The 25080-nt window shown below is 71.5% G+C and carries 21 protein-coding genes; 13 read left to right on the top strand and 8 right to left on the bottom strand.

Features of this window, described 5'->3' with window-relative positions; translation table 11 throughout:
• Positions 1-134 precede the first annotated feature (134 nt).
• Positions 135-1676, top strand: coding sequence for an aklavinone 12-hydroxylase RdmE (gene rdmE / locus ABZ342_RS31910; protein WP_360480785.1), 1542 nt, complete (start codon positions 135-137; stop codon positions 1674-1676).
• Here the strand turns inward: rdmE and ABZ342_RS31905 are convergent.
• Positions 1673-2059, bottom strand: a complete 387-nt coding sequence (locus ABZ342_RS31905; RefSeq protein WP_360480782.1) for a VOC family protein — start codon at positions 2057-2059, stop codon at positions 1673-1675. The genes rdmE and ABZ342_RS31905 overlap by 4 nt on opposite strands.
• A 60-nt stretch (positions 2060-2119) precedes the next feature.
• On the opposite strand from ABZ342_RS31905, the gene ABZ342_RS31900 reads away from it, so the two are divergent.
• On the top strand, positions 2120-2458 hold the full coding sequence (locus tag ABZ342_RS31900) for a helix-turn-helix transcriptional regulator (RefSeq protein WP_360480779.1): 339 nt from the start codon (positions 2120-2122) through the stop codon (positions 2456-2458).
• Positions 2455-2892, top strand: coding sequence for a VOC family protein (locus ABZ342_RS31895; protein ID WP_155541153.1), 438 nt, complete (start codon positions 2455-2457; stop codon positions 2890-2892). The genes ABZ342_RS31900 and ABZ342_RS31895 overlap by 4 nt, the downstream gene beginning before the upstream one ends.
• Here ABZ342_RS31895 and ABZ342_RS31890 read toward each other — a convergent pair.
• On the bottom strand, positions 2889-3509 hold the full coding sequence (locus tag ABZ342_RS31890) for a methyltransferase domain-containing protein (RefSeq protein ID WP_360480776.1): 621 nt from the start codon (positions 3507-3509) through the stop codon (positions 2889-2891). The two genes, ABZ342_RS31895 and ABZ342_RS31890, sit on opposite strands and share 4 nt — an antisense overlap.
• A 50-nt stretch (positions 3510-3559) precedes the next feature.
• On the opposite strand from ABZ342_RS31890, the gene ABZ342_RS31885 reads away from it, so the two are divergent.
• Complete coding sequence (locus tag ABZ342_RS31885) at positions 3560-5110, top strand: helix-turn-helix domain-containing protein (RefSeq protein WP_360480773.1); 1551 nt, start codon at positions 3560-3562, stop codon at positions 5108-5110.
• 162 nt (positions 5111-5272) lie between these two features.
• On the top strand, positions 5273-6187 hold the full coding sequence (locus ABZ342_RS31880) for a zinc metalloprotease (protein ID WP_155541150.1): 915 nt from the start codon (positions 5273-5275) through the stop codon (positions 6185-6187).
• 76 nt (positions 6188-6263) lie between these two features.
• Here the strand turns inward: ABZ342_RS31880 and ABZ342_RS31875 are convergent, their stop codons facing one another.
• Positions 6264-7196, bottom strand: a complete 933-nt coding sequence (locus tag ABZ342_RS31875) for a zinc-binding dehydrogenase (protein WP_360480769.1) — start codon at positions 7194-7196, stop codon at positions 6264-6266.
• A 172-nt stretch (positions 7197-7368) separates the two neighbouring features.
• On the opposite strand from ABZ342_RS31875, the gene ald reads away from it, so the two are divergent.
• Complete coding sequence (ald, locus tag ABZ342_RS31870; RefSeq protein ID WP_155541148.1) at positions 7369-8484, top strand: alanine dehydrogenase; 1116 nt, start codon at positions 7369-7371, stop codon at positions 8482-8484.
• A 2-nt stretch (positions 8485-8486) separates the two neighbouring features.
• On the opposite strand, the gene ABZ342_RS31865 is transcribed toward ald, so the two are convergent.
• Genes ABZ342_RS31865 through ABZ342_RS31855 form a run of 3 tightly spaced genes read right to left on the bottom strand, consistent with a single transcriptional unit; the run spans position 8487 to position 11655 of the window.
• Positions 8487-9599: an acyltransferase gene (locus ABZ342_RS31865; protein ID WP_360480766.1), complete on the bottom strand. Its 1113-nt coding sequence runs from the start codon at positions 9597-9599 to the stop codon at positions 8487-8489.
• A gap of 45 nt (positions 9600-9644) precedes the next feature.
• Complete coding sequence (locus ABZ342_RS31860) at positions 9645-10997, bottom strand: ATP-binding protein (protein WP_360480763.1); 1353 nt, start codon at positions 10995-10997, stop codon at positions 9645-9647.
• Positions 10990-11655, bottom strand: a complete 666-nt coding sequence (locus ABZ342_RS31855) for a response regulator transcription factor (protein ID WP_155541145.1) — start codon at positions 11653-11655, stop codon at positions 10990-10992. The genes ABZ342_RS31860 and ABZ342_RS31855 overlap by 8 nt, the downstream gene beginning before the upstream one ends.
• A gap of 511 nt (positions 11656-12166) precedes the next feature.
• Between ABZ342_RS31855 and ABZ342_RS31850 the strand changes: the two genes are divergently transcribed.
• From ABZ342_RS31850 to ABZ342_RS31835, 4 genes are all read left to right on the top strand, one after another.
• On the top strand, positions 12167-13183 hold the full coding sequence (locus ABZ342_RS31850; RefSeq protein WP_360480758.1) for an ABC transporter ATP-binding protein: 1017 nt from the start codon (positions 12167-12169) through the stop codon (positions 13181-13183).
• Positions 13183-14067: an ABC transporter permease subunit gene (locus tag ABZ342_RS31845; RefSeq protein WP_155541143.1), complete on the top strand. Its 885-nt coding sequence runs from the start codon at positions 13183-13185 to the stop codon at positions 14065-14067. The genes ABZ342_RS31850 and ABZ342_RS31845 overlap by 1 nt, the downstream gene beginning before the upstream one ends.
• Positions 14068-14163: 96 nt before the next feature.
• Complete coding sequence (locus ABZ342_RS31840; RefSeq protein ID WP_360480755.1) at positions 14164-17910, top strand: ABC transporter ATP-binding protein; 3747 nt, start codon at positions 14164-14166, stop codon at positions 17908-17910.
• A gap of 50 nt (positions 17911-17960) precedes the next feature.
• Complete coding sequence (locus tag ABZ342_RS31835; protein WP_360480752.1) at positions 17961-18500, top strand: DUF4291 family protein; 540 nt, start codon at positions 17961-17963, stop codon at positions 18498-18500.
• Here ABZ342_RS31835 and ABZ342_RS31830 read toward each other — a convergent pair.
• On the bottom strand, positions 18497-18769 hold the full coding sequence (locus ABZ342_RS31830) for a hypothetical protein (RefSeq protein WP_086856909.1): 273 nt from the start codon (positions 18767-18769) through the stop codon (positions 18497-18499). The genes ABZ342_RS31835 and ABZ342_RS31830 overlap by 4 nt on opposite strands.
• Positions 18770-19027: 258 nt before the next feature.
• Between ABZ342_RS31830 and ABZ342_RS31825 the strand changes: the two genes are divergently transcribed.
• The 3 genes from ABZ342_RS31825 to ABZ342_RS31815 all read left to right on the top strand — a co-directional run bounded on the left by ABZ342_RS31825 (position 19028) and on the right by ABZ342_RS31815 (position 24365).
• A complete protein-coding gene (locus tag ABZ342_RS31825; RefSeq protein WP_360480749.1) occupies positions 19028-22738 on the top strand; it encodes a multifunctional oxoglutarate decarboxylase/oxoglutarate dehydrogenase thiamine pyrophosphate-binding subunit/dihydrolipoyllysine-residue succinyltransferase subunit in 3711 nt (1236 codons plus the stop codon).
• A gap of 119 nt (positions 22739-22857) precedes the next feature.
• Positions 22858-23376: an N-acetyltransferase gene (locus ABZ342_RS31820; protein ID WP_360480746.1), complete on the top strand. Its 519-nt coding sequence runs from the start codon at positions 22858-22860 to the stop codon at positions 23374-23376.
• 8 nt (positions 23377-23384) lie between these two features.
• A complete protein-coding gene (locus ABZ342_RS31815) occupies positions 23385-24365 on the top strand; it encodes an LLM class flavin-dependent oxidoreductase (RefSeq protein WP_360480743.1) in 981 nt (326 codons plus the stop codon).
• Here the strand turns inward: ABZ342_RS31815 and ABZ342_RS31810 are convergent.
• Positions 24362-25069, bottom strand: a complete 708-nt coding sequence (locus ABZ342_RS31810; RefSeq protein ID WP_360480828.1) for a methyltransferase domain-containing protein — start codon at positions 25067-25069, stop codon at positions 24362-24364. The genes ABZ342_RS31815 and ABZ342_RS31810 overlap by 4 nt on opposite strands.
• Positions 25070-25080 lie beyond the last annotated feature (11 nt).

Below are 25080 nucleotides of genomic sequence, written 5' to 3'. Positions count from 1 at the left end.
GAGTCCGAAGCTACTTCGGCCGAACGGAGTACCCAACCGCTCCCACTTCCTGGGAGCCTACGCCCTTGCCCGGCCGATATCTCTGTGTCTAAGATATTCGATCAGGGAGATTCACAGACTGGGAGGAAGTTCTGATGGAGCGAGTACAGGTGCTGGTCGTGGGGGCCGGGCTGGGCGGACTGTCGGCGTCGCTGTTCCTGGCCCGGGAAGGAGTGGACGTCCTGACGGTCGAACGGCACGCCGGAACGTCGGTCCACTCACGGGCCGCCGGGCAGAACTGGCGCACGATGGAGCTGTTCCACTGGGCAGGAATCGACCGCGAGGTGCTGCAGGTGAGCCCGCGGGCCTCGCGGGGGCTGCGGATCACCGTGGCGACCAGCCTGGCCGGCCGCGTCCTGCACCGGCTCATGGAAGACGGCAGCGAGTTCGACGTCTCGGCCTCGACGACGATGCCCGCCGGCATGGCCGGCCAGGACGTCGTCGAGCCGATCCTGCTGGCTCACGCCGAGAAAGCCGGCGCACGGGTCCGGTTCCGGACCGAGCTCGTCGACCTGACGCAGGACGACGACGGCGTCACCGCGACGCTGCGGCACCGCGACTCGGGCGAAGAGACGGTCGTGCGCGCGGACTACGTCGTCGCCGCGGACGGCGGGCGCAGCGGCATCCGGCAGCGGCTCGGCATCGGGACCACCGGGATGGACGCGCTGAGCCACTGCCTCGGCGTCGTGTTCGACGCCGACCTCGGCGACCGCGTCCAGCCGGGCGTGACCGACCTCTTCTACCTGCAGCACCCGGACTTCACGGCCGGGCTGGTCAACACCGACGTGCCGAACCGGTACGTCTTCGCGCCGGACTACTTCCCGGACCGCGGCGAGAGCCCGGCCGACTTCGGCCACGACCGGCTCGTGTCGATGATCCGCGCGGCCACCGACCTGCCCGATCTCGAGCCGGAGATCGTCTGGACCGGCTCGTGGGAGATCGCCGCGCGGCTGGCGGACCGGTTCCGCGCCGGGCGGGTGTTCCTCGCCGGCGACGCGGCGAAGGTGACGCCGCCGACCGGCGGCCAGGGCGGCAACACCGCGGTCGGCGACAGCGCGGACATCGCGTGGAAGCTGGCCGCGGTGCTGCGCGGCGAGGCGGGTCCGGCGCTGCTCGACACGTACGAGGCCGAGCGGCGGCCGATCGCGCGGATGATCATCGACACCTCGCTGCACAACATGAAGCAGCGGATGCACCCCGGCCTCGACGTCACGGGGATCACCGAGCCGGAGGACATGCTGAACGCCATCCTCGGGTTCCGGTACCGCTCGTCCGCCGTGCTGTCCGAGGAGCCGGACGACGGGTCGCGGGTGGAGGACATCCACGCGCCGACCGGACGTCCCGGTTTCCGGGCCCCGGGTCTGGCGTCCACTGTGGACTTGCTCGGGCACTCGTGGGTGCTGCTGTGCACCGGAGGCGAGTGGGAGCACGCCGCCGCCGACGTCGCGGCCGAGACCGGCGTCGGCCTCGACTGCCACGTCATCGACGACGGCCTCTTCGCCGCGAGGTACGGCCTTTCGGCGGGCGGCGCTTCGCTCGTGCGCCCGGACGGCGTCGTCGCGTGGCGGGCGAAGGAGCCGGTCGAGGACCCCGCCGGCGAGCTGTGGCGGGTCCTGAGCGCGGTCTTGTCGCGCTAGTCGCGCTGCTGCAGCGCGAAGCGGTTCCCCTCGGAGTCGACGAACATCGACCACCAGCCCCACGGCTGCTTCTCCGGCTTCGACGGGAACTCCACGCCCTTCGCCGACAGTTCCTCGTACGTCTTCTCGACGTCGTCGGCGTGGAAGAAGAAGTTCGACGTCGGCAGCTGGTCGTTCTCGCCGAAGCGGCGGCGGTCCTCGGGGTTCTCGCTGAGCACGAGGATCGTCCCGTTCGGGGCGGTCACCTCGACCCAGCGGTGCCCCTGGTCGTCGTAGGGCACGTCGGTGGTCACCGCGAACCCGACGGTCCCGGACCAGAACTCCTTGGCACGCGCCTGGTCCTCGACCCCGACGACGACCTTGCTGACCCCTTGGATGGGCATGACCCCGCCTCTCTCTATATCCACCATGGATATAACCAGGGCGGAGTGTAGGCTGCTCGCATGGCCGACGGCAACCCGCTCACCCCCGCGGCTTTCCAGGTGCTCCTGGCCCTGGCCGCCGGGCCGGGCGGGCGCGCGCACGGCTACGGGATCATGGGGTTCGTCGCCGAGGTCACGGGCGGCGAGGTCCAGCTCGGCCCGGGCACGCTCTACCGGACGCTGACCCGGCTGGCCGCCGACGGACTGGCCGAGGAGCTGCCGGGCGAAGACTCCCGGCGCCGCTACTACCGCATCACGCCGGCCGGCCGCGAAGCTGCTTCGCGTGAGGCTGCTTCGTTGCGCCGGCTCGTCGCCGCGGCGGACGACGCGGGCCTGCTGGCGCGTCCGGAGTCGGCGTGAGCCGCCCGCTCGGCCTGGTGCCGCACCTGTTCGTGAAGGACGTCGAGACGGCGCTTTCCTTCTACGGCCGGGCGTTCGGCGCGGTGGAGCTGTTCCGCACGGTCCTGCCGGACGGCACGGTGCTGTTCGTGGAGCTGGCGGTCGGCGACGCGCGGCTGCTGGTGAGCCAGGAAATCGCGGCGCTGGACGCGCTGGCGCCGTCGACGATCGGCGGGACCCCGCTGCTGCTGACGCTGGAGACCGCCGACCCGGACGACCTCGCGCGACGCGCGGTCTTCGCGGGCGCGACGGTGGAGGCCCCGGTGACGGAGATGTTCTTCGGCGAGCGCTACGGCCGGGTCGTCGACCCGGACGGCCACCGCTGGGCGCTCACCACGAAACGCGAGCAGTACACCCCGGAGGACATCGACGCGCGCAAGCCGCACGAGGTCTAGCGGCGCGCGAGGACCCAGTGGAAGGTGGCCGCGCCCTCGGGTTCGTGCATGGTCACGGGCTCGTCGACGACCAGGGCGAACCCGGCTTCGGCGAGCAGGCGCCGGTTGACGTCGGGTGCGTGGCTGCTGAAGAACATGGGTGTGCCGAGCCAGTCGTCCTCGACGCCGTTCGCCTCGCTGCACCCGAGCGCGGCGAGGAACCAGCCACCCGGCCGCAGCCAGCGCGCGATCCTCGCGAAGAGCGCGCCCTGCTCTTCGCGAGGGACGTGCAGCACGGAGTAGAACGCCGTCACGGCGTCGAAGCTGTTGTCCGGAAAGGACACCGCCGTCATGTCCGCCTTCTCGAACCGCGCCCCGGGGACGCTGCGCCGCGCGAGTTCGAGCTGGGTCGCGGAGACGTCGACGCCGAGGACGTCGTGTCGTTCGGCGAGCAGCTTCGTGCACGGCACGCCCGCGCCGCAGCCGAGGTCGAGCACTTCCGCGCCGTCGGCGAGGCGGCCGGTCAGCTCGGCCAGGAAGCGCAGCCGGGGATCGTCCGCGATCCGCGCGCTCCATTCGAGGTACCGCTCGGCCGAGCTGTCGTAGCCGGATTCGACGATCCGCCGCGGTTCGCTCACCCGTCCGACCCTACCGAGCCGTCCAGGGGTTTCTCGGCCAGAATGATCCCGTGGTCTCGGTGCGCAGCGTGGTCGACCGGGTGGGGCCGACGCTGCTCCACGCGCTGCAGCTGCCCGACGAGTCGCCCGCCGTCGCCGATGTCGTGATCGCCGAACCCGGCGGGGCCGTCGCCGCCGGGGATCTCGTGCTCGGCGTCGCCACCACCGGCCCCGAAGACGCCGCCGAGCTGGTGAAGCGCAGTGCCGAACAGGGCGCCGCCGCCGTGCTGCTCAAGCCGCCGCTCGCCGCGAAGCCCGCCGTCAAGCGGGCCGCGAAGGCCAGCGGCGTCGCGCTCGTCCAGGTGCACGCCGCGACGTCGTGGGCCCAGCTGGTGTGGCTGCTGCGGACCGTCCTCGACGCCCTCGCCGACGAGTCCGAGGACCTCGATCCCGGTTCCGGCGACCTGTTCCGGCTGGCCGACGCCGTCGCCTCCGTCGTGGACGCCCCGGTGACCATCGAGGACACCAACTCGCGCGTGCTCGCCTACTCCGCGCGCCAGGACCTCACCGACCCCGCGCGCGTCGCCACGATCATGGGCCGCCGCATCCCCGACGACGTCCTCGCGCGGTTCCGCTCGCGCGGGGTGTTCCGCGAGCTGTCCCGCGGCCGGCAGACGATCTTCGTCCCGGCCCAGCGCGACGGCACCCTGCCGCGGCTGATCGTGCCGATCCGGATGGGCGGCGAGCTGCTCGGGTCGATGTGGGCGGTCGTCGCCGGGCCGGTGTCCGACGAGCGCGCGGCCGCCTTCGCCGACGCCGCCCCGGTCGTCGCGCTGCACCTGCTGCGCCGGCGCGCGCACACCGACGCGCAGCGCCGAGCGTCGGCCGAGCTGCTGCGCGGGGTGCTCGAAGGCCGGGCGAACCCGCGCAAGGCGATGGCCGAGCTGGACCTGTCCGACGAACCGCACCGGGTGGTCGTCATCGAGGTCACCGGCGGCGACGGCCGTGACGCCGAGGGCCTGCGGCTCGCCCTGCTCGAACGGATCTCCCAGGGCATCGGGCGCCGTCCGGTCGCGACCGAGCTGGGCGGGCTGCTCTACGCCGTGGTCCCGGACCGGCCGGGCCCCGGCGGCTGGGCGGAACTGCGCGACGCCCTTGTCGCGACGGGGCCGTCCCGTCGCAGTGGCGCCCCGCGCGCCGCGGCCGGCGCTCCCGGCGAGATCGGCGACCTCTCGGCCTCGCGCCGCCAGGCCGACGAAGCCCTCGGCCTGCTGCGCGCGGAGATCCTCGACGAGCGCGTGGTCACCTTCGACGAAGCCTGGACGGCGTTGACGCTGCATCGCGGCGCGACCGCGGCGGCCGCCGCCAAAGTCGCGGAGCTCGGCCCGCTGGGCGCTCTGCGCGCGCACGACGAAACGGGCAAGGCCGGCTACGTCGAGACGCTCTACGAATGGCTGCGCCACCCCGGCGACCCGCGTGCGGCGGCGCGCGAGCTGCGGATCCACCCGAACACCCTGCGGTACCGGATGCGCAAGCTCCTCGAACTGGTGCCACTGGACCTCGACGACCCCGACGTCCGGCTGGCCCTGATCACCCAGCTGGTCGCGCTGCGCTGGAGCTGACTGCGCCATTCGGCCCATTCCATGACCTATGCACTACTCCGCATGGATCGCGCCGAACGTTCCGATTGTCTTTTCCAGCCGAAAGATGGTGGATTCCGGTGATCGCCTGACGCACCTTCTTCGCAGCACCCGGGGTAGCCGGGCCGGCGCAGAGGAGTGTCCATGAGCAGTTCCGAGCGGGTTCGCAGGGCCGTCAAGCTGGGTGCGGTGTCCGCACTCTCCCTGGTCGCCCTGGTCGTCCCGGGCACCACCGCCGGGAGCGCCGTCGCCGCCCCGGCCGGCGACTGCTTCACCCCCACCCACGCCGCGGACCGCGGCAAGGACGGCCACGCCGACAGCCTGTCGCCCGCCGAAGCGGCCCGCATGGACGCGGACCTGCAGAGCAAGCTCGCCGGCAAGCGCACCGCGCTGAAGGCGCCGTCGGCGGTGTCGATCCCGGTCTACTTCCACGTGATCACCAGCGGCTCGACCGGCAACCTGCCGGCGTCGGCCATCACCAAGCAGATCTCCGTGCTCAACAGCGCGTACGCGTCCAGCGGCTTCAGCTTCACGCTGACGAGCACCGACTACACCAACAACTCCACCTGGTACAACGGCATCACCGACGGCACGTCCGCCGAGCGGAACATGAAGAACGCGCTGCGCAAGGGCGGCAAGAACGCGCTGAACATCTACACCGCCAACCTCGGTGACGACCTGCTCGGCTGGGCGACGTTCCCCTCGAACTACAGCTCGCAGCCGAAGCTGGACGGCGTCGTGATCCTGGACGAGTCGCTGCCCGGCCGGTCGGCGACCAACTACAACGAGGGCGACACGGCCACCCACGAGGTCGGCCACTGGATGGGGCTGTACCACACGTTCCAGGGCGGCTGCTCCGGTTCGGGCGACTACGTCTCGGACACCCCGGCCGAAGCGACGGCGACGTCCGGGTGCCCGGCCAGCAAGGACACGTGCACCTCGGCGGGCAAGGACCCGGTCCACAACTTCATGGACTACAGCTACGACAGCTGCATGTACGAGTTCACCGCGGGCCAGGCCACGCGGATGAACAGCTCCTGGTCGGCCTACCGCGCCTGACCCTCTCGCGAAGTACCGGCAAGCCCACCTTACGACGTAAGTCATCTTACGGCGTAAGGTGGGCTCGCTGGCGCTCTCAGGCGACCAGCAGCGTCTTGCCGATCGTGGTGCGGGACTCCATCGCCGCGTGGGCGTCCGCGGCCTTCTCCAGCGGGAACCGCTGCCCGATCACCGGCACGAGCCGTCCGGCCGCGGCTTCCGACAGCGCCGACTCCGTGAACGCCCGCATCTCCGCCGGGCTCCCGATCGAGCGCACCAGCGAGACACCCCGCGAAGCGGCGTCCGCTTCGGACACCTCCGCCCACGAACCGCCCGCGAGGCCGTACACCGCCATCCGGCCGCCCGGCCGCAGCGACCCGAACGCCGCCGTGCCGATCGCCCCGCCCACGCCGTCGAAGACGACGTCGACCTCGCCCACCGAAGACGCCCAGTCCGGGGCCAGGTAGTCGACGACCTCGTCCGCGCCGAGGACGTGAGCCACCTTCGCCGGCCCGCCCGCCGCGCCGACCACCGTGGCGCCCGCCGCCTTCGCCAGCTGCACCAGCAGGCCGCCGACGCCGCCCGCCGCGGCCTCGACCAGGACTCGATCGCCGGGCCGCACGCTGGTGGCATGGACCAAGCCCGTCGCGGTCCGGCCGTCCGCGAGCAGCGCCACCGCCGCGTCGAGCGCCAGCGCGTCCGGCACCGCGAACACCGCCGACGCGTCCACCGCGACGCGCTGGGCGTACCCGCCGGAGCCGCCGGTCGACGTCACCACCCGCTGTCCGGCGAGCCCCGGATCGGCGCCCGGGCCGACCGCGCTGATCACGCCGCCGACGCCGTTGCCGGGGACGATCGGCAACGGCGGCCGGAACGGTCCCGTCCCGGCCCGCACCTGCGTCTCGACGAACGTGGTGTTCGCGAACGCCACCTCGACCAGCACCTGGCCGAGCCCGGGGACAGGGTCCGGCGCGTCACCCGGCTCCAGCACTTCCGGCCCGCCGAACTCCCGCAACCACACAGCTCTCATGGCTCCACGCTGCAACCTCCAGCGCGGTCGAAGTCAACGTTCTTGTCCGCGTAGCACCACGATAACGGCGAAGAAATGTCCGCACAGCACGATGACACCGCCGTCCGGGTGGCTCACCGTGAGTGGCACCACCGCACCGAATCCGGACGCAGACCGACCCAGGAGGCCGACCGTGCGTATCGCTGTCCCCCGTGAAATCAAGAGGCACGAGTACCGGGTCGCGCTGACCCCGGCCGGGGTGCACGAGCTGGTCGGCCGCGGGCACGACGTCTTCGTCGAGACCGGCGCGGGCATCGGCTCGTCCATCTCCGACGACGAGTACGTCGCCGCCGGCGCGAAGATCCTCGCCACCGCCGAAGAGACCTGGGCCGAGGGCGAGCTGGTCCTCAAGGTCAAGGAGCCGATCGCCGAGGAGTACCCGCGGCTGCGCGCCGACCAGGTCCTCTTCACCTACCTGCACATCGCCGCCGACCGGCCGCTGACCGACGCGCTGCTGGCCGCCGGCACCACCGCGATCGCCTACGAAACCGTGCAGACCGCGAACGGCGCGCTCCCGCTGCTCGCCCCGATGTCCGAGGTCGCGGGCCGGCTGGCCCCGCAGGTCGGCGCGTTCTCGCTGATGAAGCCGAGCGGCGGCCGCGGCGTGCTGCCCGGCGGCATCCCGGGCGTGCACCCGGCGCGCGTCGTCGTCATCGGCGGCGGCGTCGCCGGCCTGAACGCCGCCCGCGTCGCGCTGGGCCTCGGCTCGGACGTCGAGATCCTGGACACCAACGTCGACCGCCTCCGCCAGATCGACAACGACTTCGGCGGCCGCATCCGCACGGTGACGTCGAACCGGCTCTCGGTCGAAGAGTCCGTGCTGCAGGCCGACATGGTCATCGGCGCGGTGCTGGTCCCGGGCGCGAAGGCGCCGAAGCTGGTCTCGAACGAGCTCGTGTCCCGTATGAAGCCGGGCAGCGTGCTCGTCGACATCGCGATCGACCAGGGTGGTTGCTTCGCCGACTCGCGCCCGACCACGCACGACGAGCCGACCTACACCGTGCACGAGTCCGTCTTCTACTGCGTCGCGAACATGCCGGGCGCGGTGCCCCGGACGTCGACCTACGGCCTCACGAACGTGACGCTGCCTTACGCCGTACAGCTGGCCGAGCACGGCTGGAAGGCCGCCCTGCAGGCCGACGCCGCGCTCGCCAAGGGCCTCAACACCCACGCCGGCGCCCTGACGAACGGCCCGGTCGCGGTCGCGCACGACCTGCCGCACACGGCACTGGAGACGGTTCTCGCCTGACCCTATTTCACCCGAGCGGGCCCCTGTCGTTCCTCGGCAGGGGCCCGCTCCCCTTTTGCCACCAGCCGGCGGCCGAAGGCGATCGCGGGCAGTTCGACCCAGCGCCGCAAGCCGCAGGCGAAGAGCAGCGCGACGGCGGAGGTCGCGACGGCCTTCGCCAGTCCCGTCGGCAGCAGGAGCCCGGTCACGCCCGCCGCCCCGGTCTGGGCCAGGTAGAGCGCGTAGGACCGGTCACCGATGTAGGTGAGCGGACGGCTCGCGAGCAGCCGCCGCACCGGGCCCGCGGAGACGACCGCGACGAGCAGCAGCGCCGCGCCCACCGCGTAGATCGGGACGACGAACTGCCAGTTCCCGCCGAGCGAGCGTCCGAGCGGCTTGACCGACAGCTGCAGCACGCCGAACCCCAGCGCGACCAGCACCCCCGCGGCCGGGCTGGTCAGCGGCCGCAGCACGGCGAACCCGCGCGGGTGGTGCAGGGCCAGGCCGAGCAGGCAGCCGACGACCAGCGAGCCGTAGTGCACCGTCAGGCTCGCCCACTGGTGCGACGGCGCCAGCGGCAGCACACCGAGCACGATCCCGATCGCGCCGGCGCCGATCATCAGGCGCAGCGCGGTCTTCCCGGATTTCGCCAGCGACGTCAGCACGAGCAGCGCGGGCCAGACGAGGTAGAACTTCTCCTCCACGCCCAGCGACCACGACGTCGGGTACGGCGTGTTGAAGTCGACGACTTCGTTGAAGAAGGTCAGGTAGTACGGCATCGCGTCGCCGAGCCTGCTGCTCGCGTACGTCCCGGCGAGGGTCACCGCCAGCGCCGTCAGGCCGAGCAGCAGGAAGTACACCGGCATGATCCGGAAGACGCGGCGGACGTAGAAGTCACGCAACGAGATCCGGCCGGTGCGGTCCTCTTCGCGCAGCGCCAGCGTGGTGATGAGGAAGCCGGACAGCACGAAGAACAGCTGGACGGCGATCCAGCCCTGCAGCCGGTCGACGAGGGGGCCGCCGTAGTGGAAGAACACGACGGCCAGCGCGGCCAGCGCGCGCAGGCCGGTGAGACCCGGGAACCACGACGACGCCCGGTATTCGGCGTGGTCGAGGGGGCGCCAAGAGATGATCATGGCCGCAGCGTCGGCCGCGGACGCTGAACGCAGCCTGAAGCCGGCTTAAGACGTCTTCAGCTCCGGGAGCCGGACGACGAACCGGCTCCCGGCTTCGACCGCGGCCGTGCCGCCGTGGGCGCGGGCGATGTCGGCGACGATCGCCAGGCCCAGCCCGGATCCGCCGTCGTCGCGGGCGCGCGCGTCGTCGAGGCGGACGAAGCGGTCGAAGACGCGCTCGCGGTCCGCTTCGGGGATGCCGGGCCCGTCGTCGGTGACCGACAGCACCGCCCAGCCGTCCACAGTGGACACTTCGACGGCGACGCGGGTCACCGCGTGCCGCCGGGCGTTGTCGACGAGGTTGCGGAGGAGCCGTTCGAGCCGCGACCGGTGGCCGCGCACCACCGGCGCGCCGCGGATCTCGATCTCCGCCCGGCCGGCCGCGACCGCCTGGACCACTTCGGACAGTGCCACGGGTTCGAGCCGGTCCGGCCCGGCGTGGTCGAGCTTGCCGAGCAGCACGAGGTCGGCGACGAGGTCCTGCAGGCGGGTGACGTCGAGCAGCGCGTTCTCGCAGGAGTGCCGCCAGTCGAGCCGGTCCGGGTGGGCCAGCAGCACTTCGAGCTGGGTCCGCAGCGAGGCGAGCGGCGTGCGCAGCTCGTGCGAAGCGTCGGAGGTGAACCGGCTCTGGCGCGTGACGGCTTCGTCGAGCCGCGCGAGCATGGTGTTCATCGTCCCGGCGAGGCGCGCGATCTCGTCGCCGGTGCGCGGCGCCGGGACGCGGCGGCTCAGGTCGTGCGCGCCGATCTCGGCGACCTCCCCGCGGATGGCCTCGACCGGGCGCAGCGACCGGCGGACGGCGAGCCACGCGATCACGCCGATGAGCAGCGCGACCGCGGGGACGCCGAAGGTGAGCACGGTCCGGACGGAGTCGACGGCCGCCTGGCCTTCGGGGTCGAGCTGCGCACCGGCGTAGACCTGGTACCTGCTGTCGCCGCTGGTGGCGTGGACGACGTGCAGGGTCAGGTCGTCGTCGAGCCCGCGCAGCTCGGGAGCACATCCCACCGACCGCTGGTCGGCGCGGTCGATCTCGTACGGCCGCAAAGTGACATCGGCGTCGTACGCCGTAAGGGTGGCGCCGCTCAGGACGGGGCAGGACGCGACGCTCTTGCCCGCGCGGTCCTTGACCTCGTAGATCGAGTCGCGCACGAGCAGGGTCAGGTCGCCGGGCCGGGCGCCGGTGTTCAGGAGCTGGACGATCGCGTCGGCGTGGGCGTCGGCGAGCTGGGTGGCGGCGTTCCGGAGCCGGCTCTCCGCCTGGAGCACGAACCACAGCGACACCGCCCCGAGCGCCACGGCCGAGGCGGCGAAGGCCGTCACCGCGACGCGGAACCGGGTGGAGCGAAGGAAGTTAGGCACCCGAGCCGGCCACGTGGTAGCCGGCGCCGCGGACCGTCCGGATGGTCTCGGCGCCGAGCTTGCGCCGCAGGGCGCTGACGTGGACCTCGACGAGGTTGGCGGTCGCGGAGGCGGCGAAGTCCCAGAGGTTGTCGAGCAGCTCGGCCTTGGTGACGACCTGCCCGGGCCGTTGCATGAGGTAGGCGAGGAGGGCGAACTCCTTGCCGGTGAGGGTGATGTCGGCGGTGCCGCGCCGGCACGTCCGGCCGGCCTGGTCGAGTTCGAGGTCACCCAGCTTGAGGACCCCCGGCCGGGTGGCGCCGCCGCGCCGGATGAGGGCGCGCAGCCGCGAGAGCAGGACGCCGTAGGAGAAGGGCTTGGGCAGGAAGTCGTCGGCGCCGGTGTCGAGGGCTTCGATCTCGTCGTCCTCGCCGTCCTTGGCGGTGAGCATGAGGATGGGGGTGCTGTCGCCCTGGTCGCGCAGCCGCCGACAGACGCGGTAGCCGTTCAGGCCGGGCAGCATGATGTCGAGGATGATCGCGGAGTAGGGGTGCTCGGTGGCGAGCCAGAGGGCATCCCGCCCGTTGTGGGCAACATCGACGGCATAGCCCTCAGCACTCAGCCCAGCCCGCAGCGCCTCAGCGAGCCGCCGTTCATCTTCCACGAGCAAGATCCGCACCGCGCAACGATGCCACAAGCCACCCAAAACACCGCAACCACCGAAGCAGCCACCCGACCCGCCCCTTCAAGCACAACCCGGGCAGCCTCCCGGGACAACGCTGGGAGGTGCACCCAGGGCACCGTGGGGGTCCGGGGGCTCGGCCCCCGGGCAACATGGAGTGAGTTGACGCTGAGGAGCGAAGCCCGAAGCGGAAACGTAGCGGCGACCCGCTCAACCAACCTGGGGGTCATTGGGAGCGGGCCGCCAAGGACAAGCTTAGAGGGGTTCGCCGGACTTTGCTGCACCGGGTCGGCAAGTCGAGCGAATTCTTTACCAAGTTGATCTGCCCTCCAGCACACCTCGACCGCGAAACCTCAGGTCAGCGCCGTGCAAGCGCCACGCAGGGCGACCACTTCCGGTAGCGGAACGTGACGAACGTCGCTCTCCGCGGGTTCGGCCGTTCCGTGCGCGCGGGCGGCGCGGGTAGGGCAGGATGACGCCGCATCAGCGGGGAACGTAAGGGGACGGTATGCACGACGGCAGTGGCCGGATTGTGGTGCAGAACCTGAGCAAGCAGTTCGGCGCGGTGAACGCGGTGCAGAACCTCAGTTTCACGGTCGAGCCGGGTTCGGTGACGGGTTTCCTGGGCCCGAACGGCGCCGGGAAGACGACGACGTTGCGCATGCTGCTCGGGCTGGTGACGCCCACGGCGGGGCAGGCGACGATCAACGGGCGTCCGCACTCGCAGCTGGGGAACCCGGCGCGGGTGGTGGGCTCGGTGCTGGAGAACGAGGGCTTCCACCCGAGCCGCACGGCGCGCAATCACCTCCGCGTCTACGCGGCGGCCATCGGGGTGCCGGACCGCCGCGCGGACGAGGTGCTCGGCCTGGTCGGCCTGGGCGCCGTCGCGGACCGGAAGGCCGGCGGTTTCTCCCTCGGCATGCGGCAGCGGCTGGCGCTGGCGACGGCGTTGCTGGGTGACCCGCAGGTGCTGGTGCTGGACGAGCCGACGAACGGCCTCGACCCCGAGGGCATCCTGTGGCTGCGCAACTTCCTGCGCTCGTACGCGCGGGAGCAGCGGCGGACCGTCCTGGTCTCGAGCCACCTGCTCAACGAGGTCGAGCAGCTGATCGACCAGGTCGTGATCATCAGCCAGGGCGTCACGCGGTACTACGGCTCGCTGGACCAGCTGCGCAAGAGCCAGCAGTCGCGCGTGCTGGTGCAGCCGGCGGACCCCTCCGCGCTCGTGAAGGCGTTGCAGGAGAACGGCATCACCGCCGTCTCGCCGACGCCGGACGGCCGGGTCGCGGTCGCCGGGTCGAGCGTCCAGCAGATCGGGGACATCGCCGCGAAGGCCGGCATCGCCGTCTACGGGATGCAGGAGGACCACGCCGACCTGGAGCGGATGTTCTTCCAGCTGACGCAGGGCCAGTACGCCGGCGGCCCCCAGGGTTACCCGCCGCAGCCGCAGTACCAGGGCCCGCCGCCGGGGTATCCGCCGTCGGGTCCGCAACAGCAGCAGTACCGGGGAGGACCGCAGCAGTGATGGGCAACCTGATCAAGGCGGAGTTCCGCAAGACGCTGTCGCTGAAGACGTGGTGGGTGCTGCTGATCCCGCTGGCGCTGGTGGCGTTCTGGCTGACGTTCGCGTGGGGCAAGATCACCAACGACTTCGCGGACTTCCTGAGCTCGGACAGCGATGCCCGGCAGGTCACCCGGCTGATCGGCCTGGACCCGAGCCAGGTGCCGGTGGGGCTGCTCGCGCTCGCGCACGGCGTCAACATCGCGCAGCTGGTCCCCGGGCTGTTCGGGATCTTCGCGCTCGCCGGCGAGTACCGCAGCAAGACGATCACGACGACGTTCCTGACCGCGCCGAACCGGATTTCGGCGCTGACGGCGAAGATGCTCACCTACGTCGGGTGGGGCGCGATCTACGGGCTGGTCAGCTTCGGCGTCTCGGCGATCGCCGTCATGTCGTCGGTCGACTCGGGCCGGTGGCCGTCGGCGGGCCAGTGGCTGGCCGCGCTCGGCGGGACGATCCTGGCCTCGGTGCTGGTGACGTTGTTCGGCATCGGGTTCGGCGCGGTGCTGCGCAACGTGCCGCTCGCGGTGGTGCTGTTCCTCGTGTGGTTCCTGATCGTGGAGAACGTGCTGGTGATCCTGCTGTGGGGCCAGACGACCCTCCTGGGCGGGATCCTGCCGAACGGCACCGCGAACGGGATCGTCGGCGGGATCGCCGCGGACGCGTTCGGGTTCAACTCGCTCAACCTGCCGGACGACGTCAACTCGGGCGCCCAGCTGCTGCTGCAGTACACGGCGGCCGCGCCCGGCGTGCTGTCCTGGTGGGCGTCGGCGCTGATCTTCTTCGCGTGGACGATGCTCTTCTTCGGCCTCGGCTGGGCGGGCAACCAGAAGCGCGACATCACGTAGTTTCACCCGTCCGGGAAGGCCGTCTCGAAGTCTTCGAGGCGGCCTTCCTCGCGTTCGGGGAAATATTTTGTCGGTGGCGGCGCTTAGTGTGACAACGTGACCATCGCTCCTCCTCGCTCCCGTCAAGAGCTCCCACCCGCTGAGACCGTCGGCTGGGTCCGCCGGCTGTCCGCCGCGGCTTGGGAGCACCGCGCCATCGTCGTGCTGTCGCTGCTCGCCGCCGTGTTCAGCGTCGGCGTGCAGGCGGCGAGCCCGCTGCTGGTGCGCACGGCGGTGGACGACGCCGTGGCGGGGCGGACCGGTGCGCTGCCCGGGATCGCCGTCTTCCTGGTGTCGTTGCAGCTGGTCGCGTTCGCCACCGCCTTCCTCCGCCGGTACTTCGGCGGGAAGCTCGCCCTCGACGTCCAGCACGACCTGCGGCAGAAGGTCTTCAACGCGGTCTCGCGCCTCGACGGCGGCAAGCAGGACGCGCTGCGCACCGGCCAGGTCGTCTCGCGCGCGATTTCGGACCTGCAGCTGGTCGTCGGGATCCTCATGCAGATCCCGCTGTCGTTCGGCTCGGTGATCTTCGCGGTGCTGTCGTTCGCCGCGATGCTGTGGATGTCGCCGGTGCTGACGCTGATCGCGCTGGTCGTCACGCCCGCGGTCGGCGTCGTCATCGCCCGCAGCCGCAAGCGCCTCTTCCCGGCGACGTGGTCGGCGCAGCAGCGCGCGGCGGACGTCGCGCAGCAGGTCGAAGAGACCGTCACCGGCGTCCGCGTCGTGAAGGGCTTCGGCCAGGAGACCCGGGAGGTCACGAAGCTCGAAGGGACCGCGCGCAAGCTGTTCGCGGAGCGGCTTCGCGCGGCGAAGCTGTCGGCGGTGCCGACGGCGACCACCGCGGCCCTGCCCGCCGCCGGCCAGGTCGCCGTGCTCGGCATCGGCGGTGTCCTCGCGCTGAACGGCTCGATCACCCTCGGCACCTTCCTCGCCTTCGCGACCTACCTCGCGACGCTGATCGGCCCGGCCCGGATGCTGTCCGGCCTGGTCGTGCAGGCCCAGCTGACCCGCGCCGGCGCCGAGCGCGTGTACGAGCTGATCGACGCGCAACCCGAGGTCGTCGACGCCCCCGACGCGCGGCCGCTGCCGCCGGGGCCGCTCGGCGTCGAGCTGGCCGACGTCCGGTTCGGCTACACGCGGACCGACCCGGTGCTGGCCGGGCTGTCGGTCACCGCGAACCCGGGCGAGACCCTCGCGCTGGTCGGCACCGCGGGCTCCGGGAAGTCGACGATCTCCCTGCTGCTGCCCCGGTTCTACGACGTGCACGCGGGCTCGGTGCGGGTCGGCGGCCTCGACGTCCGGGACGTCCCGCTGCGGCAGCTGCGGCAGGCGATCGGCGTGGTGTTCGAGGAGGCCTTCCTGTTCTCCTCGTCGATCCGGGACAACATCGCCTACGGCCGTCCGGACGCGAGCGAGGAGGAGATCGTCGCGGCCGCGCGCGCGGCCGAGGCGGACGAGTTCATCCGCGCCTTGCCCGACGGCTACGACACGCTGGTCGGCGAGCGCGGGCTGACGCTGTCGGGCGGGCAGCGGCAGCGGCTCGGGCTGGCCCGGGCGCTCATCACCGACCCGCGGATCCTGATCCTGGACGACGCGACGTCGGCCATCGACACCGTCACCGAGGCGGCGATCCACGAAACCCTGCGCTCGGTCACCGCGAGCCGCACGACACTGCTGATCGCGCACCGGCGCTCGACGCTGGCGCTGGCCGACCGGATCGCGGTCCTGGACGAGGGGCGCGTCGTCGACGTCGGCACCGAAGCCGAGCTGACGGCGCGCTGCCCGCTGTTCCGCGAGCTGGTCGCGGGCCCGGGCGACGACGTCGAGGAGAAGCACCGCTGCGAAGGCCTCGACCTCGGCCCGGCGGGGATCACGCGGGCGCTGTGGCCGCGGGACGAGAGCCGCGACGAGGTCGACGACCTGGCCGACGCGGCGCGGCAGCGCAGCGGCAACCCGAACAGCAGCGGGTTCGTCGGCGGGGGCGGCGGCCTCGACGTGCCGCCGACGCCGGAGCTGATCGAAGGCGTGCGCAAGCTCCCGCCCGCCGCGGACGAGCCGCGGATGTCCGATGTGGACGTCACCGCGCCCGACCCCGGCTTCCGGCTGGGCCGGCTGCTGCGGCCGGTCCGCTGGCCCCTGGCGCTGGTCATCGGGCTGGTGGCGGCGGACGCACTGGCGTCGATCGCGCTGCCGGGGCTCTACCAGTTCGGCGTCGACCACGGCGTCCGCGCGGGCGTGGAGTCGATGATCTGGCTGGCCGCCGGCATCGGCGCCGTGGTGATCGCGGCCGACTGGGCGGTGGTGTTCGCGCAGACGCGCCTGACGTCGCGGGTCGGCGAGACGGTGCTGTACGCGCTGCGCGTCCGCAGCTACGCGCACCTGCAGCGGCTCGGGCTCGACTACTACGAGCGGGAGCTGTCCGGGAAGATCATGACCCGGATGACGACGGACGTCGACGCGCTCTCGACGTTCCTGCAGACCGGGCTCGCGACGGCGGTGGTCAGCGCGCTGACGCTGGCCGGGATCACGGCGGCGCTGCTGGTCACCGACGCCGGGCTGGCGATGTTCGCGCTGGCGATGGTGCCGGTGCTGGCGGTGGCCACGGTGATCTTCCGGCGGGCGGCGTCGAAGGCGTACAACGAGGCCCGCGAGCGGGTCAGCGTCGTCAACGCGGACATGCAGGAGAACGTCAGCGGGCTGCGCGTCGCCCAGGCGTTCACGCGCGAAGACCGTTCCGCGGAGGCGTTCGCTTCGCGCAGCGACGACTACCGGCGCTCGCGGCTGCGGGCCCAGCGGTACGTCGCGACGTACTTCCCGCTGGTGGCGCTGCTGTCCGACCTGGCGACGACGACCGTGCTGGTCGCGGGCGCCAACCGCGTCTCGGCCGGGACGCTGTCGGCCGGCGTGCTGCTCGCGTTCCTGCTGTACCTGCAGCAGTTCTTCTCGCCGATCCAGCAGCTGTCGTCGGTGTTCGACGGCTACCAGCAGGCCCGCGTCGGCCTGAACCGGATCGGCGACCTGCTGCGGACGCCGACGTCGGTGCCGGCGGCGGAGAACGCCGTCGCGGTGCCGCCGCGGCTGCGCGGCGAGGTCTCGTTCAAGGAGGTCGACTTCTCCTACGCCGGCGCCGAGACTCCGGCGCTGGAGCAGTTCTCGCTGGACGTCGCGGCCGGGGAGACGATCGCGCTGGTCGGCGCGACCGGCGCGGGCAAGTCGACGGCGGTGAAGCTGGTGGCGCGCTACTACGACGTCACCGGCGGCGAGGTCCGGATCGACGGCACGGACGTCCGCGAGTACCAGCTCGACGGCCTGCGGCGCCGGATGGGCGTGGTGCCGCAGGAGGCGCACCTGTTCTCGGGCACGGTGGCGGACAACGTCCGCTACGGCCGCCCGGCGGCGTCCGACGCCGAGGTGGAGGCGGCGGTCCGCGCGGTGGGCGCGTTCGACGGCGTCGCGGCCCTCCCGGCGGGCTTCCTGCAGCCGGTGGGCGAGCGCGGCCGGTCGCTGTCGGCGGGGCAGCGTCAGCTGGTGGCGCTGGCCCGGGCCGAGCTGGTGGACCCGGACGTGCTCCTGCTCGACGAGGCGACGGCGGCCCTGGACCCGTCGACGGAGGCGGCGGTCCTCCGGGCGACCGAGACGGTGTCCCGCCGCCGCACGACGTTCGTGGTGGCCCACCGGCTGGCCACGGCGGCCCGCGCGGACCGCATCGTGGTCTTGGACCACGGCCGCATCGCGGAAACCGGAACCCACGAGGAACTCCTGGCGGCCGACGGCCTCTACGCCCGCCTCTGGGCCCTCGGCTGAACGCCGAAAGTCCGTGGCCGGGCGGCCGGGGCGCTGGGAGCATGGCGGGCATGTTCGAAGAGAAGCGGGTCCCCGACCGGCAGGTGCGAGCTGCGCAGACCGAGACGACGGTCCGCGTCTACCAGGCGTGCTCACCGGCCGTCGCCGACGCCGCGCTCGAGAAGCAGACGTTCGCCGGGCTGGACGGCGGCACGACGTGGCTCGACCCGTCCTTCCGTCTGGCCGCCTACCACAGCGGCAACGGGAGCAAGCCCGGCCACGAGCGCGTCCTGGCCGTCGACCTCACGCGCGAGGGCTTCGAGTGGGCCCTCTCGCATGAGGGTCCGGTGCTCATCCAGTGGGACGCCGAGCGAGATCTCGACCACACGCCGCTGAACTTCGAAGCGATCCGCATCGGCCTCACCGGCGAAGCGGTCGGCCACTACGTCGATGAATGGGTCCAGTCGATCACCGACGTCACCCCGGTGATGCGCGACATCTCCGGCCTCCTGGCCACCGACCAGCTGCACAAGGCGGTGAAGCTCGTCCCCCACGAGCCGCCGTACGAGCTGTCAGCCGAGGTGAAGAAGGCCATCGAGGCCACCGCCTAAGGCAGCGCCCGCCACTTCAGGGAGCCCAGCCCCGCCGCCTCGACGTCCGGCCGCGAAGCCCACCGGACCGTCCCCGGGCGCACGTGCACCCCGGCTCCGACCAGCCAGTCCGGCTCGTCGGGCTCGACCCACTCCATCTCCTCGAAGTCGGCCAGCGTCGGCCAGACGGCCTGGCACGAGTCGCACCGCAACACGACCGTGCCGGACTCCGTCACCAGCGGCCGCACCAGGCCCTGGTCCCAGAACGAAGGACATTCGACCAGCCACATCCCTCCAGTGGAACCCGCCATGGTGAACGTCCCCACACCGACGGACCAACCCCGGCGAAAGAGCCCGCGAACCCTGTACCGGGTACAGCGCTTAAGGTTCCCTTAGCACATCTTGATCGAGTCAGTGACCGATCCCCTAGTGCGCCACGCCTCACACAGGCCGGTTCCATCACATCGCGGTCACCGAGGGGGTTAGCCTGGTAGGCGCATCAGCGGATTCATGATCGAGATCGAGACGGATAGAGGCGAGCCCCAGCCGTGTCCAGCAGCAGCCCTGCGTCACAATTCGGCCCCAACGAGTGGCTGGTCGAGGAGATGTACGACCAGTTCCTCGCCGACCCTTCCTCAGTCGATGCCGCCTGGCACGACTTCTTCGCGGACTTCAAGCCGACGCAGAACGCGCAGGCCAAGGCGGACAACGCCCGGCAGCAGGCCGAAGCCAAGCCGGCCACCAACGGCCAGGCTTCGCAGCCGTCGCCCAAGGCCGTGCAGAACGCCGAGTCGGCGGCCAAGCAGGCGGCCACCAAGCCGGCCCCGGCGAAGGCGGCCCCCGCGAAGACCGAGCCGAAGGCCGCGCCGAAGCCGGCCGCCGCCAAGGCGGAGCCGAAGGCCGAAGCGAAGAAGGACGAGCCGGAGTCGAAGCAGCTGCGCGGCGCCGCGGCCGCCATCGCGAAGAACATGGACGCCTCGCTGAGCGTCCCCACCGCGACCAGCGTGCGCGCGGTCCCGGCCAAGCTGATGGCCGACAACCGCATCGTCATCAACAACCACCTCAAGCGCACCCGCGGTGGCAAGATCTCCTTCACGCACCTCATCGGCTACGCCATGGTGCGGGCGCTGAAGAACTACCCGAACATGAACCGGCACTACCAGGTCATCGACGGGAAGCCGTTCGCGATCACGCCGGAGCACGTCAACTTCGGGCTCGCCATCGACATGAAGGGCAAGGACGGCTCGCGCAACCTCGTCGTGGCCTCGGTCAAGAACACCGAGGACATGTCGTTCCTGCAGTTCTGGCAGGCCTACGAGGACGTCGTCAAGAAGGCCCGCAACAACAAGCTGACCGCGGACGACTTCGCCGGCACCACGATCTCGCTGACCAACCCGGGCGGCATCGGCACCAACCACTCGGTGCCGCGCCTGCAGGCCGGCCAGGGCGCCATCATCGGCGTCGGCGCCATGCAGTACCCGGCGTCGTTCGAGGGCACCAGCGAGAAGACGCTGGTCGACCTGGCCATCAGCAAGATCATGACGCTGACCTCGACCTACGACCACCGCATCATCCAGGGCGCGGAGTCCGGCGAGTTCCTCAAGCGCATCCACCAGCTGCTGCTCGGTGAAGACGGCTTCTACGACGACGTCTTCACGAGCCTGCGCCTGCCGTACGAGCCGATCCGCTGGGTCGCCGACATCCCCGAGGGCCCGGTCGACAAGACCGCCCGCGTGATCGAGCTCATCGACGCGTTCCGGATGCGCGGTCACCTGATGGCCGACACGGACCCGCTGAACTACCGCCAGCGCAGCCACGCCGACCTCGACGTGCTGAGCCACGGCCTGACGCTCTGGGACCTCGACCGCGAGTTCCCGGTCGGCGGCTTCGCCGGCCAGGAGCGGATGAAGCTGCGCGACATCCTGGGCGTGCTGCGCAACTCGTACTGCCGCACGGTCGGCATCGAGTACACGCACATCCTCGACCCCGAGGAGCGCCGCTGGATCCAGGAGCGCGTCGAGATCCCGCACGAGAAGCCGGACCCCGCGGTCCAGAAGTACGTGCTCTCGAAGCTGAACGCCGCCGAGGCGTTCGAGACGTTCCTGCAGACCAAGTACGTCGGCCAGAAGCGCTTCTCGCTCGAAGGCGGCGAGACGGCGATCCCGCTGCTCGACACGCTGCTGGACAAGGCCGCCGAGCACGAGCTCGACGAGGTCGTGATCGGCATGCCGCACCGCGGCCGGCTGAACGTGCTGGCCAACATCGTCGGCAAGCCGATCAGCCAGATCTTCCAGGAGTTCGAGGGCAACCTCGACCCGGGCCAGGCGCACGGCTCCGGTGACGTGAAGTACCACCTCGGCGCGGAGGGCAAGTACTTCCGCATGTTCGGCGACGGCGAGACGAAGGTCTCGCTGACGGCGAACCCGTCGCACCTGGAGACCGTCGACCCGGTCCTCGAGGGCATCGTCCGCGCGAAGCAGGACCTCCTGGACAAGGGCGGCGAGGGCTACACCGTGCTGCCGGTCCTGATGCACGGCGACGCGGCCTTCGCGGGCCAGGGCGTCGTCGCCGAGACGCTGAACCTGTCGCTGCTGCGCGGGTACCGCACCGGCGGCACCGTGCACGTCATCGTCAACAACCAGGTCGGCTTCACGACGGCGCCGGAGCACTCGCGCTCGTCGCAGTACGCCACCGACGTCGCGAAGATGATCGGCTCGCCGATCTTCCACGTGAACGGCGACGACCCGGAGGCCGCGCACTGGGTGGCCAAGCTGGCCGTCGAGTACCGGCAGGCGTTCCACAAGGACGTCGTCATCGACCTGATCTGCTACCGCCGCCGCGGCCACAACGAGGGCGACGACCCCTCGATGACGCAGCCGGCGATGTACGACATCATCGACACGAAGCGTTCGGTGCGGAAGACCTACACCGAGTCGCTGATCGGCCGCGGGGACATCTCCGTCGAAGAGGCCGAAGCCGCGCTGCGCGACTTCTCGAGCCAGCTGGAGCACGTCTTCAACGAGGTCCGGGAGCTGGAGAAGCACCCGGCGAAGGCGAGCCCCTCGGTCGAGGAGGAGCAGCAGGTCCCGGCCAAGGTCGCGACGGCGATCACCAAGGAGACGCTGGAGCACATCGGCGACGCGTTCGTGAACGTGCCCGAGGGCTTCACGCCGCACCCGCGCGTCAAGCCGGTCATGGAGCGTCGCCACAAGATGTCCCGCGAGGGCGACATCGACTGGGCGTTCGGCGAGCTGCTCGCGTTCGGGTCGCTGGCGATGGAGAGCCGGCTCGTCCGGCTGTCCGGCCAGGACTCCCGCCGCGGCACGTTCACCCAGCGGCACTCGGTGTTCATCGACCGCAAGACCGGCCAGGAGTACTCGCCGCTGCAGAACCTGGCCGAGGGCCAGGGCCGCGTGATGATCTACGACTCGGCGCTGTCGGAGTACGCGGCCGTCGGCTTCGAGTACGGCTACTCGGTGGCGAACCCCGAGTCGCTGGTCATGTGGGAAGCGCAGTTCGGTGACTTCGTCAACGGCGCGCAGACCGTCATCGACGAGTACATCTCCTCCGGTGAGGCCAAGTGGGGCCAGCGCTCGGACGTCGTGCTGCTGCTGCCGCACGGCCAGGAGGGCCAGGGCCCGGACCACACGTCGGGCCGCATCGAGCGGTTCCTCTCGCTGTGCGCGGAGGGCTCGATGACCGTGGCGGTGCCGTCCACCCCGGCGAACTACTTCCACCTGCTGCGCCGGCACGCCCTCGACGGCATCCAGCGCCCGCTGATCGTCTTCACGCCGAAGTCGATGCTGCGCAACAAGGCCGCGACCTCCTCGACCGAGGACTTCACCGGCCAGAGCCGGTTCATGTCGGTCATCGACGACGTGACGCCGGACCCGGCGAAGATCCGCAAGGTGCTGCTGACCTCCGGGAAGCTGTACTGGGAGCTGGTGGCGGAGCGGACGAAGCGCGAGGCGGACGACGTCGCGATCGTGCGGATCGAGCAGTACTACCCGCTGCCGAAGAAGAAGCTGCTGGCGGCGCTGGAGCGCTACACGAACGCTTCGCAGGTCGTGTGGGTCCAGGAGGAGCCGGAAAACCAGGGCGCGTGGCCGTTCTTCGGCCTGAACCTGCCCCGCAAGTTCCCGGAGCTCTTCTCGAACCTGGAAGTCGTCTCCCGCCGCCCGATGGCGGCGCCGTCGGCGGGTTCGTCGAAGGTGCACGAGGTGGAGCAGAAGGCGCTGATCTCGAAGGCGTTCGACTGATCGCTTGAGCACGACGAAGGCCTCCTCCCGCCGAGCCGGGAGGAGGCCTTCGTCGTCTGCGAGGTGCTACGCCGAAAACCGGCTTTCGCCCGCGGCCGGTTCGAGGCAAGGTGGCGGACATGCTGATCCGCCGCGAGACGCCCGCCGACCGGACCACCGTGTACGCGATCCACAGCGAGGCCTTCCGGCGCGAACCCGGCGTCACCCCGGTCGAAGCACCCCTGGTCGACGAGCTGCGCGCGGACGGCGACCTGCTCGACGCGCTGTCGCTGGTGGCCGTCCGCGACGGTGAGCTCGCCGGGCACGTGTGCTGCAGCCGGGCCCGCATCGGCGACGACACGACGTCGGCTGTCGGGCTGGGGCCGCTCGGCGTGCTGCCCGGGCACCAGGCCGTCGGCGTCGGGTCGGCGCTGGTGCACGCGGTGCTCGGCGCGGCGGACGCGCTCGGGTACGGCGTGGTCGTCCTGCTCGGCGACCCGGCGTACTACGCGCGGTTCGGCTTCGTCACGGCGTCGACGCTCTCGATCGCGGCGCCGGATCCGGCCTGGGGCAAGCACTTCCAGGCCCGCACGCTCACCGGCTACAAACCCACGCAGGCGGGCGCGTTCGAGTACGCGCCGGCGTTCTCCCGGATCTGAGGAGTTGCATGTACGCACCGAGCTCGTCCGTCGGCGTCCGGATCAACCGCGAGCAGCCGCCGGCCAGGCTGGTCGAGCTGGCCCGTCAGGCGGAGGCCGCCGGTCTCGACGAGGTCTGGCTGGTCGAGGACTGTTTCTGGGCGGCGGGCATCGCCACGGTGGCGACGGCGCTGGCGGTGACGTCGACGATCAAGGTGGGCATCGGCGTCCTGCCGGCGGTGGCCCGCAACCCGGCGATCGCGGCGATGGAGCTGGCGGCGCTGGCGGAGTTGCACCCGGGCCGGCTGATCGGCGGGCTGGGCCACGGGGTGGCGTCGTGGATGCGCCAGATCGGCGCGTACCCGGCCTCGCCACTGGCGGCGCTGGAGGAGACGCTGGTGGCGGTCCGCCGTCTGCTGGCGGGAGACCGGGTGTCGGTCACCGGCCGGCACGTCGACCTGGACGAGGTGGAGCTGGTGTTCCCCCCTGCTGTGGTTCCCCCGGTGCTGGCCGGGGTTCGCCGCCCGAAGTCCCTGGCCGTGGCGGGATCGTCGGCGGACGGGACGATCCTGGCGGAGCCCGCGCCGCCGGAGTTCGTGCGGACGGCGCTGGCGGGGATCGCCGCCGGGCGGTCGGCCGAAGGTGCCCCACCCCACCACGCTCTGGTGACGTACAACTGGCTGGCTCTGGGCGATCCCGATCGAGCGCGGGTGACGATCGCGGAGTCGCTGACGCCCGGCGCGCGCGTGCAGGTCGAGGGGTTGCCGTTCGCTTCGGAGCTGCTGGAGCTGGTGGACTCGGCGTCCACTGTGGACGAGCTGGCTGTCGGGCTGGATCCTTCGTGGCTGTCGCGGTTGGCCGTGTGCGGCGATGTGGACGAGTGCGTAGCGGCCGTTCGTGCGCTGCACGAGGCGGGGAGCGGGTCGGTGGTGCTGCTGCCGCTGCCGGAGGAGCCACCGGAGCGCGGAATCGAGGACGCCGGCCTGGTCGCAGCAGCCTTACGACGTTAGGCGGCCTCGAGGACGAAGAACAGGAAGCCCAGGAAGGCCCCCGACTGGAATCCCGCGAGTTCGTCGGGGAACAGGTCCCGGGCCTCCGGCGCGAACGGCGGTTCGCTGACGACGGCGGTGCGGAAGCCGGCCGCGGTGAAGGCGTCGGTCATCGCGTGCAGCGGCCGATGCCAGTAGGTCAGAACGGTCTCCCGGCCGTCGAAGGTGTATTCCTCGGACCACCGGACGGTCGCGAAATAGTCACCTTCGGGATGGATGAGCTTGTAGAGGAACGGGTGGTTGACGGCCGCGATCAGCCGGCCGCCGGGCGTGAGCACGCGCCGCAGCTCGCCGAGCGGCGCGGTCCAGTCCTCGAGGTAGTGCAGGACGAGGGCCCCGACGACGTCGTCGAAGGCGCCGTCGGGGTAAGGCAGGGGTTCGCCCAGGTCGGCGACGCGGAGGTCGGCATCGGGTCCGAGCCGCCGCCGGGCCAGCTCGACCATCTTGGCGCTGGCGTCGAAGCCGGACACGGCGGCGCCCCGCTCCCGCAGTGCGGCGGCGAGGGGCCCGGAGCCACAGCCGGCGTCGAGGACCCGCCGCCCGGCGACGTTCCCGGCCAGGTCCAGGACGGCGGGCAGCGTGTAATAGGCGTTCTGCAGACTGGTCTCGTTCTCGGCGGCGTACGCCTCGGCGAAGGTGTCGTAGTCAGTGGCCACGCACCCCATCATGGCAGCGC

Origin of the sequence: Amycolatopsis sp. NPDC005961, from assembly GCF_040629235.1 — a bacterium.
GTDB lineage: Bacteria > Actinomycetota > Actinomycetes > Mycobacteriales > Pseudonocardiaceae > Amycolatopsis > Amycolatopsis camponoti.
Note: the sequence above shows the minus strand (reverse complement) of the source record. Positions and strands in the feature narration are given on the sequence as shown.